Source organism: Stenotrophomonas sp. 10L48 (assembly GCF_056395105.1).
This window is the reverse complement of sequence record NZ_JBFTIX010000005.1, coordinates 423,551-442,093: the sequence shown is the minus strand read 5'-3', so window position 1 is coordinate 442,093 and position 18,543 is coordinate 423,551. Positions and strand designations below refer to the sequence as shown.

At 64.7% G+C, this 18,543-nt stretch carries 6 protein-coding genes; all 6 read right to left on the bottom strand.

From position 1 onward, the window contains the following. Positions 1–16: 16 nt before the first annotated feature. Positions 17–1,333, bottom strand: coding sequence for a hypothetical protein (locus AC1DCU_RS11285; RefSeq protein WP_200867499.1), 1,317 nt, complete (start codon positions 1,331–1,333; stop codon positions 17–19). A gap of 190 nt (positions 1,334–1,523) precedes the next feature. After that, positions 1,524–1,892 carry a glycine zipper 2TM domain-containing protein gene (locus AC1DCU_RS11280; RefSeq protein ID WP_025873797.1) on the bottom strand — a complete coding sequence of 123 codons (369 nt, stop codon included), beginning with the start codon at positions 1,890–1,892 and terminating at the stop codon, positions 1,524–1,526. A gap of 154 nt (positions 1,893–2,046) precedes the next feature. Then, positions 2,047–4,269, bottom strand: a complete 2,223-nt coding sequence (locus tag AC1DCU_RS11275) for a methyl-accepting chemotaxis protein (protein ID WP_032976011.1) — start codon at positions 4,267–4,269, stop codon at positions 2,047–2,049. Between the two features lie 142 nt (positions 4,270–4,411). Further along, a complete protein-coding gene (locus AC1DCU_RS11270) occupies positions 4,412–5,284 on the bottom strand; it encodes a DUF2628 domain-containing protein (RefSeq protein ID WP_235189926.1) in 873 nt (290 codons plus the stop codon). Positions 5,285–5,424: 140 nt separating this feature from the next. After that, positions 5,425–5,847 carry a hypothetical protein gene (locus tag AC1DCU_RS11265; RefSeq protein ID WP_032976071.1) on the bottom strand — a complete coding sequence of 141 codons (423 nt, stop codon included), beginning with the start codon at positions 5,845–5,847 and terminating at the stop codon, positions 5,425–5,427. 9 nt (positions 5,848–5,856) lie between these two features. Continuing rightward, the gene (locus AC1DCU_RS11260) at positions 5,857–18,522 is read right to left on the bottom strand and encodes a hemagglutinin repeat-containing protein (protein WP_442251358.1); all 12,666 of its coding nucleotides are present in this window, start codon (positions 18,520–18,522) and stop codon (positions 5,857–5,859) included. Positions 18,523–18,543 lie beyond the last annotated feature (21 nt).

The following is an 18,543-nucleotide window of genomic DNA, read 5'->3' as shown; positions in this document are numbered from 1 at the left end:
TGCCCTCCGTCTCCTTTTACGGCTCCGGCGCGTACCAGAACGGGATGCTGTATTCGCGACGACGGCTGGGGCCGCGTTCGCCGCCGTCCACGTTCCAGACCAGTCGCAGGTCATGCCGGCCCGGCTCCAGGTCCGCCATCGGCAGATAGCCCACCAGCCCGCGCATGTCCAGGTCGCGGCGTTCCATCGGCACGAAATCATGCAGGTCGACCTTGCCGCCGTCGAGCTGCACCGTCCACAGCGTGGCCATGCAGTTCACCGCTGCTGTCGCGGCCAGTGCGCCCTGCGCTTCGTTGCGTGCACCACCGGCGCAGCGCTGTCGCGCCACCGGGTTGTCACGCTGCGGGCGATGGGGAATGAACAGGCGCAACCGCGATGCACTGATGGTATCGGCCGGAATCATCGGATAAGGCAGCAACTGGTCGTGCGCCGAGCGCAGCGATTCGTAGTGCGCGCCCAGCATGCCGTGGTTCACTGCCTCCTCGGTCAGCACGCTGTAGCGGTTGAACAGCGAGAACGTCATCGAGCCATAGACCTGCAGGGCGGCGAGCACCATCGCCAGCATCACCGCCGAAATATAGATCACCGTGAACGAGCGGCCGCGCAGGTTGCTCTGCAGGGTCCACTGCATGGTCTGCAGCAGGCGCAGCATGGGTACCCGCTGCAGGCCAGCCAGCACCGACTGCAGTCGCTTCTCCTGCCGTGCCGTGTCCAGGCCCCGCGCGCGACGCCGCGCGATCGACTTTTCCAGCAGCATCGGCACCATCGCCAGACCGAGCAGACAGAGCATCAACACCGCAACGATTCCCAGCGTGATGCGATCGACATCGCCGAAGGCGGCGCCGATGGCCATCGCCACGCCAAGCGAGACAATGGCTACCACCAGCGTGCCGGCCAGGGTCTGCACGCACAACAGCGTGGTCGAGAACAGCATGGTGGCAAGCCGGTCCGCGCGTTCAATGGTGCCGTCGAGGCCGCCGTCGCGCTGCTGCAGGAACGCGCGTGAGAACGGCCCCAGCATCGTCAACCGATCCCAGTCGATACCGTTGGGGAAGTGCGATTTCAGGCCGATCAGGCCGATCCAGTAGCCGCGCACGGCCAAGTGGATGATCAAGGCCACCGCCAGCACGTAGCACATGCCGACGCCGATGCTGAAGGCGAACCACAGCGCCTGGAAATAGACACCTTCGGTATGCAGGCTGCTGCGCGCCCACGCATCGAACAGGTAGCCCGGCACGGCGAGCAGTGCGAAGGCGAGCAGGCCGGAAATGAACAGCTCCAGCTCGTCGGTGCGGTCACGCACGCGGGAGTAGCTGGCTGTCGTGCGAGGCATTGCATCAGCAACATCGGACGGTTCCCGACGGTCTACAGCGCTCGACTTGTTCACTGGCGATTCATCCCTGGAGGTCGGCGCAGTATAGGCATGCGCCCTGCCCCACGGAACGGGTCCGGAAACGGAGAACGCCGGCACAGGGCCGGCGTTCGGGGTACAGCAGTGTGGAAGGGGTTATCGCATGGAGGCATCAGCGATAGACGCGCTCACAACGGCGCTCGACCACGCGATCGCCGGTCTTCTGCTGATGGTTGCCCTGGATCTGCCGCCCAGCTGCACCGCCCGCCACGGCACCGGCGACGGTCGCCAGCTTCTTGCCGTTGCCGCCGCCTACCTGGTTGCCCAACAGGCCGCCGACCACGGCGCCCGTAGCGGTACCGGTGATGCGGTTGGGATCGCGGGTATTGCGCTGTACTTCCACGTTCTTGCAGACCACGCGGCTGCCATCGTTGAACTTGCGCCCTTCATCACGCGGGCCGTAATTCTGTGCGCCAGCAACGGACGAGGCCGCCAGCAGGGTGCCCAGCACCATCAATCGGGTCGAGGTCTTCATGGCCATCTCCTGTGCTCCGGTATGGCGCAAGTGTCTGCCTGCACGTGGCAACTGCAGGTGAAATCCACGTCTCCGGAGGCTGAGCGGCCATCATCGGTTCAGGAAACAAAAATGCGCCCATCGCGACCAGCCTCGCGATGGGCGCCGTCTCCCACCCGGCTTAGAACTCTTCCCACCCACCCGTGTTGGCAGCGAGCGACGGGGCATTCCGCAGCGGCACCCCGGTCACGCGACGCACCGGCGGCACGCTTGCAGCGACCGCTGCCAACATCGGACGGACCGCTGCCGCCGCCACCGAAGCGCCGGTGCGGAACACCGACACCGCTTCGGCCAGCAGGTTTGCCTGTTCTTCCATCGACCGCGCAGCAGCGCTGGCCTCTTCCACCAGCGCGGCGTTCTGCTGGGTGGTCTCGTCCATCTGCATCACGGTCTGGTTGACCTGCTCGATGCCCGAGCTCTGCTCCTGCGAGGCTGCAGAGATCTCCGCCATGATGTCGGTCACCCGCTGCACCGAGGCGACAATCTCGCCCATCGTCGTGCCGGCCTGACGCACCAGCGCCGAGCCGTCGGACACCTTGCCCACCGACTCCTCGATCAGGCCCTTGATCTCCTTGGCCGCACCCGCCGAGCGCTGTGCCAAGGTGCGCACCTCGCTGGCCACCACCGCAAAGCCCCTGCCCTGCTCACCCGCACGCGCGGCCTCCACGGCGGCGTTGAGCGCCAGGATGTTGGTCTGGAAAGCGATGCCATCGATCACGCTGATGATCTCGGCGATCTTCTTCGACGACGCTTCGATGGCGCTCATGGTGGTCACCACCTGGCCGACCACCTCGCCGCCCTGCGAAGCCACCCCATGTGCACCGATCGCCAGCTGGTTGGCCTGGCGCGCGTGTTCGGCGTTCTGCTTCACCGTGGAGGTCAGCTCCTCCATCGACGCTGCCGTTTCTTCCAGGTTGGCCGCCTGCTGCTCGGTACGCCGCGACAGATCGGTATTGCCGGAGGCAATCTCCCCCGCTGCCAGATTGATGCTGGATGCACTGGCCTGGATACGGCCGACGATCTGGGTCAGCTGCTCGACGGTCGCGTTGCAGTCGTCGCGCATGCGGGCGAACACACCGTGGAAATCGCCCTGCATGCGTACTGTCAGATCGCCGCGCGAGATCGCCTGCAGCAGGCTCGACACCTGCACCAGGTTCTCGTCCGTGGTTTGCATCAACCGGTTCAGCCCGGTCACCATGTCGCCGAAATCATGCTCGAAGCGTGTTTCGTCGCCACGCAGGCTGAAGTCGCCTGCGGCCGCGGCTGTGGCCAGCCGGCGGATCTCGCCGTTGATGGCCGACAGACTCGATTTGGTCTCGTCCATGGCCTGGGTGATCGCCGCCTTCTCGCCCGGCAGGCGATCCATGTCCACCGACAGGTCGCCGCGCGCGTAGTGCTTCATCACCTCGATCAGGCGGTTCTGCACGTGCACGTGCGAGCCCACCAGCGCGTTGGTGTCATGCACCATGCGCCCGTAGTCGCCGGGGAAGGCGCTCTCGTCCATGCGATAACCCAGGCTGCCATCATCGTGCTGCCGCGCCATCTCGCCCTGCGCGGCCATCACCGCCTGCAGCTGCCCCTGCATGCGCTGCATGGACTTCAGCAACTGGGTCACCTCGTCGTTGCCCGAGGCATCGATGACGTTGTCCAAGCGACCGTTGGCGATGCCATCGGCCAGCTTCACCGCGCCCGCCAAGGGGCGGGTCAGGCTGCGGGTGATCGCCCACGCGGCCAGTGCGCCGAGAATCAGGCTGAGCACACCGAAGGCGATGGACAGGGTTCCCGTCCACGCTTCCGTGGCGCGGTATTCCTCACGGCTGCGTTCGGTCAGGGTTTCCTGGTGCCGCAGCAGGCTGGAGATCGCTCCATTCCAGGCCGTGGCCAGACCGTGCTCGGCCAGCAGCTCGGTGGCTGCACCGTCGTAGTCGCCCGCCTTCATCCGCTCATGCAATTGTTGAGTGGAGACGTCGGTGGCCTTGCGTGCCGCCGCGATCTGCGCCACCAGCGTATCGCCGGTGGGATCGCGGGGAATCTTGACGTACTTGTCCCAGATTCCATCGTAGGTGCGGCTCAGTTCCTGCGCCCGCTGGTAATCCTTGTCGAACTCCTCGCCGCGCTTGATCACCATCAGGCGGCGATGCATCAGCACCGCGTTGTTGGTATCGAGCATGTCGTTCAACAACCGCATCTTGACCATGTTCACGCCCACCACTTTCTCGAACTGGGCGGACTTCAAATGGTTTCCGTACAACACCAGGCCGACAATGGCCAGGATGAACAGCAACAGCAGACCGAAGCCGGCAGAAAGCCGGGATCCCACACGGAGGTTGCGTAAGGCGAGCATCTCAATTCCCTTGATCGTGGCCCTATATCGGTGGCGGCACGACTGCGGGAAACTTTAAGATCAGTTATTGAAACAACGCCGCGTTAACATAAACGCGTTCAAGCAGAATCTCACCGTGAGGAAATCAGGCCCGTGGCGGGAATCAGCCACGCAAGCCGATGACGGTATGGCGGGTGAAGAACCGCATTTTCCCCTCGACCGTGAAATCGGTACGCCTGATTTCGACGAGCAGTTGCTCGCGCTGTGCTTCGTCCAACGTGCAAGGCTCCAGAACATTGGCATCCAGCACGGTACCCGGTGGCGTCAGACGTAGCTCGACAATGCAGACATTGTTGTCCATTGGAACACCCGCCGGCCACGCCGTCATCGCGATCGCACGCAGCTCCTCCTGGTACACCTCCCTCTCCGCATATTCGAGATCCGGGTCCGGCCGGTTCGCCGGCAGGTGCAGTGAAGACTGCCTGGGCGCTGCCTTCGGCATCGAACGAACTGCCAGATTGATCAGGGTGTTCTGTGAGGCCGTTACCGCCAAGGCGATCACCAGAGCGGTGTAGCTGACACCACCGGCCTTCTGCAGTTCGGCACGCCGCCGATGCGCGCCTCCATGCCCGGCAAGCACCTTGCGGGCAATCCTCCGGCAATGAGACAGGTACAGGGAATTCGCCAGAATTCCGGCAAGCACGCGGCAGACCACGAAGACGACTACCGCGAACCATGGCAGACCCATCTGAGTGAACGTGGTCATCGCCAAAGGCGGAACGATGAACCAGATCGTGCCCCATACAGGCATGCGTCGGAAGAAGAACCACAATGATGAAAACAGGAACGCCGGCCAATGCCACCGTCTCGGCGCCCTGCCGGCTGCGTCGTCCAGCCTCCAGAAATGGCAATAGGTGGAGAACCGGTCCCCAACCACAATCGCCAGCGCACTCTTTTCACTTGACTCGTCAGCGGCCGAGTCTGCGTCTCGCTCCGCGCCACCCTCTGCACTACCGAAAGTGGGCTCGATCTTCATCTGCACTGATTCTTCATCCAAAAAAAACACACTGACAGTCATTCGAAGGATTGACTGTTCTAGCCGGGTAACCCGGTAGCCGATCAATTGCCCGGTCCGGCATCGCCTGCCCCTTTCACACTCTTCCACAAAAGCCACATTCAGCGCATCAAATGAAGCAGAACATCGTCCGAACCGATGGCGATCCTTGGAATATGATTTCGAACACGCTCGGGAAGGTCGTCATCGCGAAGCGCAAGCTCCGGCTTGGCGATAAGGCGATAACCATCCCCGCTTACGTCATGACTAAAAATCCCGCGACTTGCCATTTCAAGGAAAGAGCGAAGATAAGCCTCGCGCTGAGCGAGGCCGCTGAAATCAGGCAAGCTCTCTTCAACCACGATGACGCCCGAGCAAATAGGAAGCGAGTAAATATAGTCACACACCAATTGCCAGCCCTCGATGGACGACGCAACCTGGCGCGGCACGAAACCACGCCCTCCCGTAGCAAAATGACAAACATATCCATCAGCACCAACTGCAAACCAATCTATGTCATTGACCTCAAGAAATTCCTCATCCATCTCCATATATTACTCACCTCCAAATATATTCTTGCAATTATCACATCTAGGAACAGGAAGACCACTTCTTGGCCGAACAGCAGCAGTGAATTTGATATCCTCAAGCTTCAGGCGTGGATTTGCCAGCATCAGTTCGTTTGCAGCTCTGAATTCTGCGCAACGACCAATAGTATTCCCACATGCCGTCTTGACACCAAGGCCTCCGAGCGAATCGGCGTACGCCTTCAGTTCCGGTGCGATCACGGCAGGAACAGGGCCACTCGACATAGTCACAATTCTACCAGTTGTAGGATCAACGGCACCGATCGCGGTTGCTGGCGGGTTCCTCCCAATACCTGCGATGTACTTTATGAGCTGCTGTTCCGCATCGGCGATAAGTCTTACCTCCGAAGCAGCCGTCATGGTCCTCTTGGCGAGGAATGCCCCCGGCCCGACCAAGGAAGTTCCGATGTCAAACGTGAACTTTCCACCAATGTCAGCCGCTTGATCTACGTCTTCAAAATTCCACGAGTTCCTACCACCAGTCAGGTAGTACGCAAGGCCTGCCGTCTTCTCCATGTACTCATTGATGCCCTGACTGATCGCGTTGTTGCGTTTTTCGGAGAAGGCTTGCAAGCCAAGCTTGTCCATCTCCTTGTAATCCGAGAAAAAGCCCAGCAGAACACTGATCTGGTTCATGCTTGCCGCACCAGCTACAAGGTCCTTCCCCCCGGTCCAGAGCCCGTTTACGAACGCAGCACCAGCGACCGCTCGATTCGTCGACAACAGCCAGTCGGCTTCCGCACCGTAGCCTGCACCACGCAATAGATCGACAGTGTTCGAACCGCACTCACCAACCAGCGAACAGTACACCTTCCTTTGCAGATCTTCGGTGGAAGAGTGAATTGCCAACGTGTCAAGGTTGACCCCAGAACCGGCATTCTTGCTCGCAGCGATGAGCTTATCGGCGTTTTCCGCCATCCAGGCGTCATACTCCCCCTTATATATAGGAGAGTTATGCGATTCCAATGCAATCTTCGCCAGTGATCGCTGCTCACTGCACGCGATAGACCCTGGCACTTGGCATGCCATCATCAGCTTGTAATCGCGCTCAGCGGAGAGCCGCTCGAAGTTCTCCTTGATATCGCAGTCTTTACCTGCATCAGAACAGATAACAGTCGCCTGAAGGTACTCCATCCGCTCGTCGTGATTCAGGTAGTTGTTCTCAACGGAGTTTTTCGCGATACCCATGCCCAATGTCGCGCCAGAAATTCCTGCACCGGAAAGTCCTCCCGCCATTGCGCCGACCGCTTGTCCGAGCACCCTTACTTGCTCCGCCTGCTCGGGAGTCAACTGCCCGCCATTCTGTTTGGCGTAGTAGTCGCCAAGGAACTTCGCTGCCAGCTCACCCCCACCCGCCGCCAGCGCCCCACTCCCCGCCGAGCCACCATTGGCCTCCGCCAACAATGCTCCCAGCAGTGCGTGCGACAGCATCTGCATGGCCTCACTGGGGACCGCGCTCTGCTTGTTCGGATCGAACGTCTTGCCGATCAGTTCCGCCGCATACGGCGCTAACGCATTGGAGCCCAGCTGGCCCAAGCCCTGCCCGGCCACGCCACCGACCAATGCGGTGGTGACCGCACCCAGCGCGCGGCCATAGACGCCATCGGGGGCCCACTTCTGCTGGGTCACCAGCGCTTCGGGATAGGCGGGATCGAACGCCACCAGACGATTGAACTGCTCGTCCCAAGGAAGGTCATCAAATACCCGTCTTTCTTCGACGCTCAGCCCTTCCCGATACTTGTCGGTGATCTTGTTCGCTCCAGCACTGCCAATGTCGTTGGCGATCTGCTGGCTTGTGGAAAGCACCGTCCCCGCCGCAGCCGCCATCGCCTGCTGGTCCGCCAGCAGCTTGGTGGCATCCGGCATCGCCTCCAGCGCACGATGCGCTGCACTGGCATCGGTATTGATACCCAGCTCCGCCGCCGTGGTCTGCTTGCCACCGATGGTGATGTTGCCTTCGGTCAGCGTCGCAAGCGTTGAACTGCTGTCGCTGCCGTTCTCCGTCATCGACATGCCTGGGCCACCGCGGGGGGCGGTAGTGCCCGCCTTCGGGTCCCAACCCTTCATCTGCCCGCCCGCACCACCGCTGATGCTGCCGGAGCTGGCCGAGTAGTCCATCTGGTTCTGCAGGTCGCTGAAGGTCAGCGTCTGTGCGGTCAGTTCACTGTTGGCCGCGTTGGTACTGGAAATCGCGCCGCCAATCAGGTTCACGTGTCCAGCATCCACGTGATAGCCACCGTTGCCGGCAAACAAGCCACTCTGCTGGCCCACGCCCTGGTAGCTGCCCTCGGCCTTGCCTGCGCTGGCATAGCCATCGGCATTCCACGCATTACCGAAGGCCACCTGCACGCGCCCACCCACTTGGCTGTTCTTGGACATGCTCTCGGCAATGTCGTGCAGCGATTCGATCGTCAGCGTGCCGCCGGTCTTGACGTCGATGCGATCGGCCGTGGCAGTCGCGCCACGCAAGGTGGTATCACCCTCGGCCTTCAGCGAGATGTTCTGGCCGGTCAGCGTGGTGTTCTGCCAGGTATTGCTGTCCGAGTTCGCCTTGCTGCTGCCCACGCTGGCTTCGGCATACACATACACGCCTGTCTGCGCGCCCACGACAACGCCAACGCCCACTTCGGCGCCGGCATTGCTGCTCTTGCTGCGGTCTGCCACGTGTGCCTTGCCCGCTTCCAGCAGGATGTCGCCGGCCGAATCCAGGCTGAGCGTGTTGCCCGCGCTCAGGTTGCCCTGCACCACGTGGATGTCGCCCGTGGTGCTGGTCAGGTTGACGTTGCCGCCGCCCTGGATGGTCGAGCCGCGCGAGACCGTGCTGCTGCCATCGGCGCTGCTGTTGGCCGTCTTGAAGCCGATGCCGGCTTCAGCACTGAACAGGTCGCCGCTGCCGGCACGGCCGGACAGCGCCGAGATCGCACTGGCCGCTTGATACGCGTTGGCGCCGGCGGCCATGCCCTGCATCTTCTGCAGGCGGTCATCGGACTGACGGGCCGCGTCCACGTTGTTGATCAGGTCGATCAGCGGCGACTTCACCCGTGCGAACACGCCGATCTTCAGGTCCTTGTCGCTCTGCGAGTAATGACCGCTTTCATCGGCGGTCAGCAGCTCGATCTCGGCGGCAGTGATGTTCACGTCCTTGGCGGCCACCACGTTGCTGGCCGTCTGCGTGTACTTGCCGCCAGCCGTCAGGTTCACGTTGCCGCCCAGGCTGCCGATGCTGCTGGCCACCTGTGACACCTGCGCGCTGTCGTCCTGGTGCTGCTCGCGGTGCCAGCCGGAGAACTTTTCGGTATCGGAAATCTGCACCGAGCCGATCGCCTTGCTGTCCGACGTATTGGCATTGCTGACCGTGTCCTGCCCGCTGCGCACCAGCAGATCACCGGCCGCACGGATGTTCACGTCCTTCTCGGCGGCGATGTTGGCCGCGGTCAGGCTGATGTTGCCTTCGGTGGTGGCCATGCGAACGCCACCTCCCACCGACAACTGAGTGCCGGTGATGGTGTCGCTGCTGCCGCTGCCGTCGCTCTGCGAGTTGTTGGTGCCAAACGGCAGGCCACTGGTGTTGTTGGCCAGGCCCCAGCCCTTGCCCCGGCTGCTGCTGTCGCTGCGCTCGGTGTTGTGGGCAACGTCGAACACGATGTCCTTGGTGGCCAGCAGCACGGCATTGCCCTCGGCCGACATCTGCGTGCCCTGGCTGAGGATCGAGCCTCCGTTGGCAATCAGCGTAAGATCGCCACCGGCAGCCAGCTGGCTGACACGCGCGTCACTGGTCGAATGGCTCTGCTCGCTGTTGGACCGCTGGCTGCCGGCGGTCACCACGGTCGACGTGGTGGCTGCACGCAGGCCGGAGGCCGCACCTTCAGCGGTGCGGGTGATCCGCCCCATCGCCGAGCCACTGTCGCCCATGCCGTCGGTGGTCGAGTCGCGGGCGCTGCGGTAGGCCTTGGTCGGGTCGTAGGTCACGCCCACCGAGAAGCCGCTGGACTTGCTCGCCTGGCTGGATTGGCTGTCCGTGATGTCCTGCCGCGCCAGCAGCGCGATGTCCTTGCCCACCAGCGTCAGGTTCTCGCCAGCGGCGACGTCCGAAGCGGCAATGGTCAGCTGGTTGCCGGCATTGATCAGCACATTACCTTCGCGTGAGGCGATGGCCGAGCCGACCTGGGTGGTGGACTGCTCGGCGCTGGTGCTGCTGTTCTTCGCGCTGCTGTAGCCCACCGACGCCACGCCGTTGCCAAAGCCTCCGGTAATACCGGATTTCTTTTTGCTCTCGCTGGACTCACTGCTGTGATGGTCCTCTGCGGCGGTGATCAGTACATTGTTGCCCGCTCCCAGAATCACGTTGCCAGTGGCATCGACCACCGCACCGACTGCGGTCAGATCGCGACCGGCAGTGATGTTGATGCTCTCGCCCTGGATCGCCGTGCCGATGGCATAGCTGTCGCTGTTGTCGACGCTGCGCGTGGTGGTGGTGCTGGAGAGCGTCTTCTTTTTCTTCTCGTAGCTGTCCAGGCTGTAGTCGTGCGTCTCGTTGGCCGAGAGCAGATTCACGTCGCGGCCAGCGACTACGCTGACTGCGCCATCGCTGCTCTCGACCAGTGCGGCGGTCAGGTTCACGTCGCGGCCAGCGCTCAGCAGCAGATTGTCCCCTGCCTGCAGCGTGCTGCCCCGCACCGTTTCATCACTCTGACTGACCTGTCGCGAGCTGCGTTTGCCCGCCGCGCTGGAGTCGCTGCTGACACTGTCCACCAGCGCCTGGCTGTTGATGTCACCGCCGGCCTGCAATGCCAGGCCACCACCGGCCTTGATCTGCGCTGCAGCAAGGTTGATGTCCTTGCCGGCAGCGAGCACCACATCGCCGCCGCTCTGCACACTGGTGGCTGCGTGCGTAGTCTGGCTGCTGCGCACATGATTGCGCTCGTCGTAGGTGGAGTCGTTGCGCTGGCCAAGCGTCAACGCGCCCAGATCAAGGCTGCCGCCTGCCGCCAACTGGGTAAGACCATCAGCACCGGCATTGCGGATCTGCGCGGCCTGCAGGCTGATGTCACCGCCGGCCACCACCGACAACACGCCATCGCCGCTTGGGTTGGTCACATACAGTCCGGCGACACGATCAAGCTGGGTAATCTCGAACGCATGCGTTCCACCTGCGCCGAGGGTCTCCACTGTCGAGGCCACCGTGACATTGCCCGCCGCCTGCACCGACAGCGCATCGGTCGCCGTCACGGTCGCGCCGGCAATGCGGATGTCCTTGTCCGACGCCAACCCGACGTACTGTCCGGAAATGCTGCCGCCCAGGTGTTCGATGTTGCCGGCATCGATGGTCACCAGCTTGCGGCCAGCGATGTCACCGGTGTTGACCAGGCCATTGGCCAACTTGATATCGACGTTGGCGCCGGCAAGTAGCGTCCCCTGTCCATCCAGATCGCCCGGGCGCAGGCGCAGGTAGACCTGCGGCACCAGTGCGGTGGTGGTGCTGCCGTCGGCCAGCGTCACGGTCTGCTCGACGAGCCAGACGATGTCACTGGTCAGCTGCGCCATCTGCGCCTCGGTCAGCGCCACGCCGGGGCGCAGGCCCCATTCGCTGGCCACGGTAGCGCCGGCTTCCAGCAGCGCGCGGTACTGCGCCTCGTCGCTGGCGTAACCGTCCAGGAAGCGGCGTCCGGTCAACTCGCCGATCTGCTCGCGCACCAGCTTCTGTTCGTAGTAGCCGTCACCCAGCCGCTTCTGCACGGTATCGGGCGAGTAGCCCATCTGCCCAAGCAGGTGGTCCGAGCTCAGCCACGTCTTGTGGTCGGTGAAACGCGGATCGGTTTCAACCAGATAGTTGCCGCCGTTGCGGTTGACGTTGAACAGGCTGGCCGTGGGTGCACGGGTGTCCGGCGCGCCCATCGCAATGCGGTCCGGCGAGCCGCCGGCCGCCGCGACCACGCGCGCCCCGGATGCAGTGCCATTGCCGGCGATGCCCCCGACCGTGCCGCCCTGCTGCGTGCCGGCGGCATCTGCCGCCCGTGCCAGCGCGCGTTCCGCCCCCGTCCCTCCGCTGTGGCCCGGTCCCTGCGCACCGTTATGGCCAGGGCCGTCCGGCAGCGTCTTCGGCCCCTGCACGTTGAGGTTGGCCATTGCCGCGCCATCCTGCACGTTGGGTGCGTTGCGCCCTTGGTTGAGGTTGCTCAGATCGCCGACGTCGATGCTGAGCGTACCGTTGGCAGTGATCTGCCCGCCCAGTTGACCAATCTTTTCGGAGATGGGTGCTGCTTCCCACTGCGTGCGGGTGCCGTTGTAGGCAATCGATGTGTTGTTGAACGTATGCGTTCGAAACAGCTCCACGCCCTCATTGCGCACACGGCTGTCCGCGCCGTGGCCAACGATCTGCATATTGCCGCCGGCAGCGATCTGCGCGTAGAGGTTGTTCAGCTCATCTACCGAAAGGCGCATGTTGCCACCCGATCGAATGACCGCATCGGCGCCGACGCCGGACTGCAGCTGGTCCTCGTAGGCGACATGGTGCGCCAGGCGGTTCTGCTCGTTGAGGCTGGTTTCCTGGGTGTGCTGGCGCCGCCCGAAGATGGTCGCGTCTGGGTTGTTGAAGCCGGCGGGGGTGATGAACTGGATGCACGTGGTACTGCAGGTTCCGTACGCGTTGGAGAACGTCAGACGGTCGGTCTGGTAGGTGAACTTCTCCTTGGACTTGAGCACATCGAAGGGATCGCCACCTGCCACCTGGTCCGGATTGGCGGCAGTACCCTTGCTTACGTAGTAGATCGTGACCGTCCCGTTCACCGGATCCATGCGCCAGCGCTCGCCACGCACGTCATAGCCCAAGCCGCCGGAGCCGAAGAAGAAGCGCGAGGTGTTCGCAGTCAGGCGGATCACCGCCTTGCCCAGCCGGGTGCCGTCGGCGGCAATGAAGGGTTCATCCTGCAGCACGTCTTCCGGCGCGATGTAGTAGAACTCCCATGCTTTGTAGTTGCTGGTGTCGCTGACCGTTCCCGCCGTGTTCTTGCTGTTCTTCTGCCACGACGCAACCGTCATGCTCGCGGTGGTGTCGATCGTCTTTGTCGAAACGACCGACACGTTCTCACGGATGTTGTTGATCGCGCCCGCATCGATCGCCAGGTTGCCGCTCACATCAATGATCGAACCGATGTTGTCGATCCTGCCGGCCGTGCCCGCAGCAATGCGATCAGCCCCCAGCGATCCACCGATGGCCGCGTCGCCGCCGCTGTAGAGCAGGCCCTTGCCGGTGTTCTGCAGTTCGCGCACGCCCAGGTCCAGGCGCTCGCGCGCGGCCACGGTGCCGACGCGGGTGGCACCGTTGGCATCCTCGGCATGGTTCTTCAGCACGCCGGCCGAGATCGCCACGTGGTCGCCATAGATGCGGCCGGTGCCAAGGTTGTCCAGCACGTCGGCTTCGAGGTGGGTCACCTTGCCGTCGATCAGGCCGCGATTGGTCAGCTGGCCGCGTGCATTGAGATGGGTGATGCCTTCGCTGGAGATCTCGCCGTTGGCCGCGTTGGTGATGTTCTGCGCGTTGAGATCGAGGTTGCCGCCACGCAGTACGCCCTGGTTGTCCAGGTCGCCGGACAGATGCAGGGCCAGCGTGCCGTTGGCCACCCATTCGCCGCGGTTGCTCAGGCCCTGCTGCAGGGTCAGGCTCAAGTCGCGCTGGGCGTGTACCTGGCCGTCCTCGCTGAGCGCGCGCGCCACCAGGGTCTGGCTGCCATCGGCCCGCAGCAGGCCGCCACTGTTGGCGACGCTGTCGGCACTGCTGTCGAGGTTGCCGCCGGTGGTGATGACACCCCCGTTGTTCTGCAGCTGGCCGTTGACCTGCAACCGCGCGCCGCCATCGGTGACGATCTGTCCCTGGCTGTTGTCCAGCCACTGCGTTCCGAACTGCAGCTGGCCTGCCTGCAGGCCGCGGGTGCCATCGCCGCCGCGGGTGTTGCGGTTGTCCACGCTGGCTGCGGTGAGGGTCAGCAACTGGCCGGCGGCGATCGCGCCGGCAGTGTTGTCCAGGTGCCCGCTCAGGGTCAGGTCGAGATTGCGCCCGGCCTGCACGCGCCCGGCGCCGTTGGCCAGCGTCGTCGCCTGCAGCGACAGGCCCGACGCGCTGGCAAGCGTACCGCCAGCGCTGTTGTCGGCACTGGCCAGCACCAGCCGCGCATCGCCCTGTGCGTTCAGCGTGCCACCTCGGTTGTCCAGCGCACCAGCGTCCAGCTGCAGTGTGCCCGCCGCCAACAGGCCACCACTGCTGGCGGTGTCCCGGTTGTCGATGGTCTGCCCTGCGGTATCGATGCGCAGATCGGCGGCCGACTGCACCCGGCCGCCCTGGTTGAGCAGCGCGCCACTGTGCACGGTCAGCGCACCCTTCTGCGTACCCAGCGTACCTGCGCTGTTGTCCAGCCGCTGGCCGCGGGTATCGACGGTCAGCTGCCCCCCCAGCAGCGTGCCGCGTTGGTTGTCGAGGCCATTGGCCTGCAGCTGCAGCAGCTCGCCGGCCTGCATCGCGCCATCGCTGTTGTCCACGCCTGCAACCGTGGTCAGCAGCAGGTCCTTGCCTGCCACCACCGTGCCGTGCCGGTTGTCGAGGCTGGCGGCGCCCAGGGTCATCGCACCGGCGCTGGACAGCAGCCCCTGGCTGCCGTTGTCGAGGCGACCGTCGATGCCCAGCACCAGTTCGCTGCCGCCGGCATGGACAGTACCGCCGAGGTTGTCGAGGCTGGCGGCATTGATCGTGCCCGCGCCACCCAGCAGGATGCGCCCGCTCTGGTTGTCCAGTGCCTCGCCGATGGCCAGGGTGGAACGGCCGCTGCCGGCGCCCTGCAGGGTGCCCTGCGCATTGATCAGCTGCCGCGCGGAAACGTCGAGCACGCCATTGCTGGCCAGCGATCCGCCGCGATTGTCCAGCAGCCCCTGCACCCGCAGGCGCAGAGCTTCTTCGCCGGTAGCAGTGAGCGCACCGCCGGCGGTGGTCAGGCTATCGGCGTTGATATCGATGCGGCGCGCCGAGGTGGTCGCCTTCGACAGGTCAAGCGTTTTGCCCTCCAGCACCAACGTGCCATTGCTGAGCACGCTGCCGCCCGCACCCAGCAGGGTCTGTGCGAGCACCTGCAACTGGCCGCTGCCGGCGTGCTGGATCTTGCCTGCGCTGTTGTCCAGCGTCTGCGCCTGCAGCGTCAGGTCACCATTGCTGGCCAGCGTACCGCCGGCATTGCCCAGCGTGGTGGCATGGATGCGGCTGGCACCCTCGCCACTTGCGATGATGCGGCCGCCGGTGTTGTCCAGCGTTCCGGCCTCGAGGTCGAAGCGATCAGCCCCCAGCGTTGCGTCGCGATGGTCTACCTCATCCGCGCGCAGGGTCAGCGTAGCCGCAGAGACCAACGTGCCCTTGCTGCCATCCAGGCGGGCCGTGGTGATATCCAGGCCCTGGTTGCCGGCCTGGCGGATGGCACCGGCGGTATTGTCCAGCTGTGCGGCAGTGAGGGTCAGCCGGTTGGCATTGCTGGCGATGGTGCCTTCATGGTTGTCCAGCGTACCGTCGACCTGCAACGTGCTGTCGGCTGCACCGGCAGCACTGAGCGTACCCTTGCGGTTGAGCAGTTCACCGGCCTGCACATCCAGCGCGCCGTTGCCTGCGATCGTGCCGCCGCTGTTGTCCACGGCCTGCGCCACGCGCAGCTGCAGTGCATCGCTGCCGGTGGAGCTCAGGTTGCCGCCGGCGTTGTCCAGGCGTTCGGCATTGATCGCGACGCGCTCGGCCTGGGTGGTGCTGCCGGCACCCAGCACCAGCTCGCCGCCGTCAAGCATCAGCGACGACTGGCTGAGAATCCGCCCGGCTGCGCCCTGCAACGCATCGGCACGGATCTGCAGCGAGCCGCTGCCGGCGTGCTCGATTGCACCGCTACGGTTGTCCAGCCGCGCCGCCTGCAGCAGCACGTCTCCGCTGCCGGCCAGACGGCCGCCATTGCGGTTGTCCAGCAGTTCGCGGGCCTGCACCTGCAACAGGCCGCTGCCCGCAGCAAGTACCTTGCCGCCCTGGTTGAGCAGGCTGCCGACGTGCAGCTGCAACTGGCCGTTGCCAGAGATCGCACCGGCGCTGTTGTCCAGTTCGTCGCGCACGGTCAGTGTCGCGCCCTGGCTACCGGCCGACTGCAGCGTGCCCTCCTGGTTGTCGATGCGGCCCGCATCGATGCGCAGGCCCGCGTTGCCAAGCACCTGCCCGCCTTGGTTGTCGAAGGTGCCACGTACATCCAGCGCCAACTCGGAATTGCCGAGCGACACGATCTGGCCACCGGCGTTGCGCAGGCCGTCGGCCTGGATCTGCACGCTCTGCGCCGAGGTGGTGCCGCCACTCACATCCAGCTGGCCACCGGTCAGCGTCAGGTCACCGTTGCTGAGCAGGCGGCCCTCGCTGCCACGCAGAGTATCGGCGTGTACACGCAACGCGCCGTTGCCGGCCTGCTGCAGCAGGCCCTTGCTGTTGTCCAGCGTCCCCGCCGAGACGGTCAGCTCGCCATTGCCGGCCACGGTGCCACCGGCACTGTTGTCCAGCGTGCCGGCGCGCAGCATGCTGCCCTGGTTGCCCAGCGACAGCAGGCTGCCGCCGCGGTTGTCCAGCGTGCCGGCGACGATCTGGAACTGCGCTGCAGTGAGCGTGCCATTGCGCACGTCCGCATTGCCCACCGTCCAGTCCAGGCGACCGAGCGTGCTCAGGCGACCGCCGGCACCGGTCCAGTCGCCCGTGGTCAGCAACAGGCCGCCGTTACCGGCATGCTCGATGCGGCCACCGGCGTTGAAGACCCGACCTGCCCCCAGCGTCAGGCGCTCGGCATTGGTCGCCAGCAGGCCGCCGTCGTTGTTGAACGCGCCTTGCACTGTCCAGGCCGACTCGGCACTGCCGGCATGGCGCAGCTCGCCTGCCCGGTTGTCCAGCGACTGTGTCTGCAGCTGCAGCGCACCGGCCACACTCAGCGCGCCCTTCTGGTTGGACAGCGCCCCCAGCTGCAGCGCAGCGTCACCGTGCACCTGCAGTGTGCCGCCATCGTTGTTCAGATCGCCCGTGGCGCGCAGCGAGGCCACACCAAGGCGGCCTCCGCTGTTGTCCAGACCATTGCCCGCAACCAGCGATACACGACCGCCGTTGCTGATGCTGCCACCGTCGTTGTCGAGCGTGCCGGCGATGTCCAGCACACCGGCGGCCAACGGAACAGCCGGCGTCACCGGCGTACCGTCGCCAGTGCCGGTACCCGGTGTACCCGGAGTACCCGTACCGGGCGTGCCGGTTCCGGGCGCACCGGTACCTGGCGTTCCGCCGCTTCCCGGCGAGGTGCCACTGGGGGTACCGCCGGAGCCGCCCGACGCCACCGCATCCAGCGCACCGATCAGGCCTTCGCTGCGATTGCTCACGCTGCCTGCGGTGAGGCTCAACGCCTGCACGCCGGTCTGCTCGATGGCACCGCCACGGTTGCGCAGAGCCTGTGCCTGCAGCTGCAGGCGCTGTGCATTGAGCTTGCCGCCGCTGTTGTCCAGCGTGCCACCGGAGGTGATCGCAGCTTCATGCGTGGCAGCGATGGTGCCGGCATTGGCCAGATCGCCGCTCGCCTGCACGCGCACGTTCTGCAGTGACTGCAGCGCGCCGGTGTTCTCCAGCCGGCCGTCCACCGTGACCACGAGTTCGCCGGCCTGGGCACCGATGCTGCCGGCATTGCGCACGCCCACGCCGTGTTCATTGCCGACCAGCCAGATCTTGTTGGCGAACATGCCCCCCAGCGCGCCCACATCCAGCGCAAAGGTCGGCGCATCGCCGCTGGCCGCCGCAGCGTTGACCTGGCTGTGGTCGGCACTGACCACGTTGTTGCCGAGGGTCGCCTGCAGCTGGTTGGCCCAGATGCCGGCGTTGACCTTCAGCGATCGGGTGATCAGGTCGGTGTAGTCGGCGCGGCTGGCATCGAGGCCATCGCCGTTGACCTCGATTGCCCCACCACTGACTCGATAACCTTCCAGCGAACCGCTGCCGCTGAACACCGGCGCGCCGGTGGTGAGCGTGACGCGGCTGGCATTGAGGAAACCGCCACCGTTGACCTGGATGCCGGCAGGATTGGCGATGATCACCTCGGCGCGCTGTCCGGCCACTTCCACGTAGCCATTGAGCCGGCTGGCCGGGCCGTTGACCTCGTTGAGGATGACCCGGGCGCTGCCGGTGGCGAGCCACGGATTGCCCTGCACCCAGCCACCCAGCTGCGTCTGCACCTGGCCACGCGCGTTGTTGAGGATCACGCCCTCGCGGCCGACATCGAACTGCGAGTAACGGTTGCGCGAAACACCACCGGCCGATGGCGTGGTGATGTTGACCATCGGCACACCGTTCGGCGCGGTGACCACGGTGGGCCGCTCACGGCCTGGCGCGTTGGGATCGGACACGATGTGGCCGACCGATTGCGCTGCAGCCACGGGCGCCAGGCTGACCCATCCCAACGCGCACATCAGCGCGAAGCCGAGCGGCGACACGGCTGCCGTCTGCCGGCCGGCGACCTGGCCGACCAGGCCGCCACCGCCTTTCACCAGTTCCGAAGCGACCTGCCACACGCGCAGCGCGCGGTTGAAAACCAGGCGATAGATGCTGTTCATTTCACGAATCCTTGTGCCAGA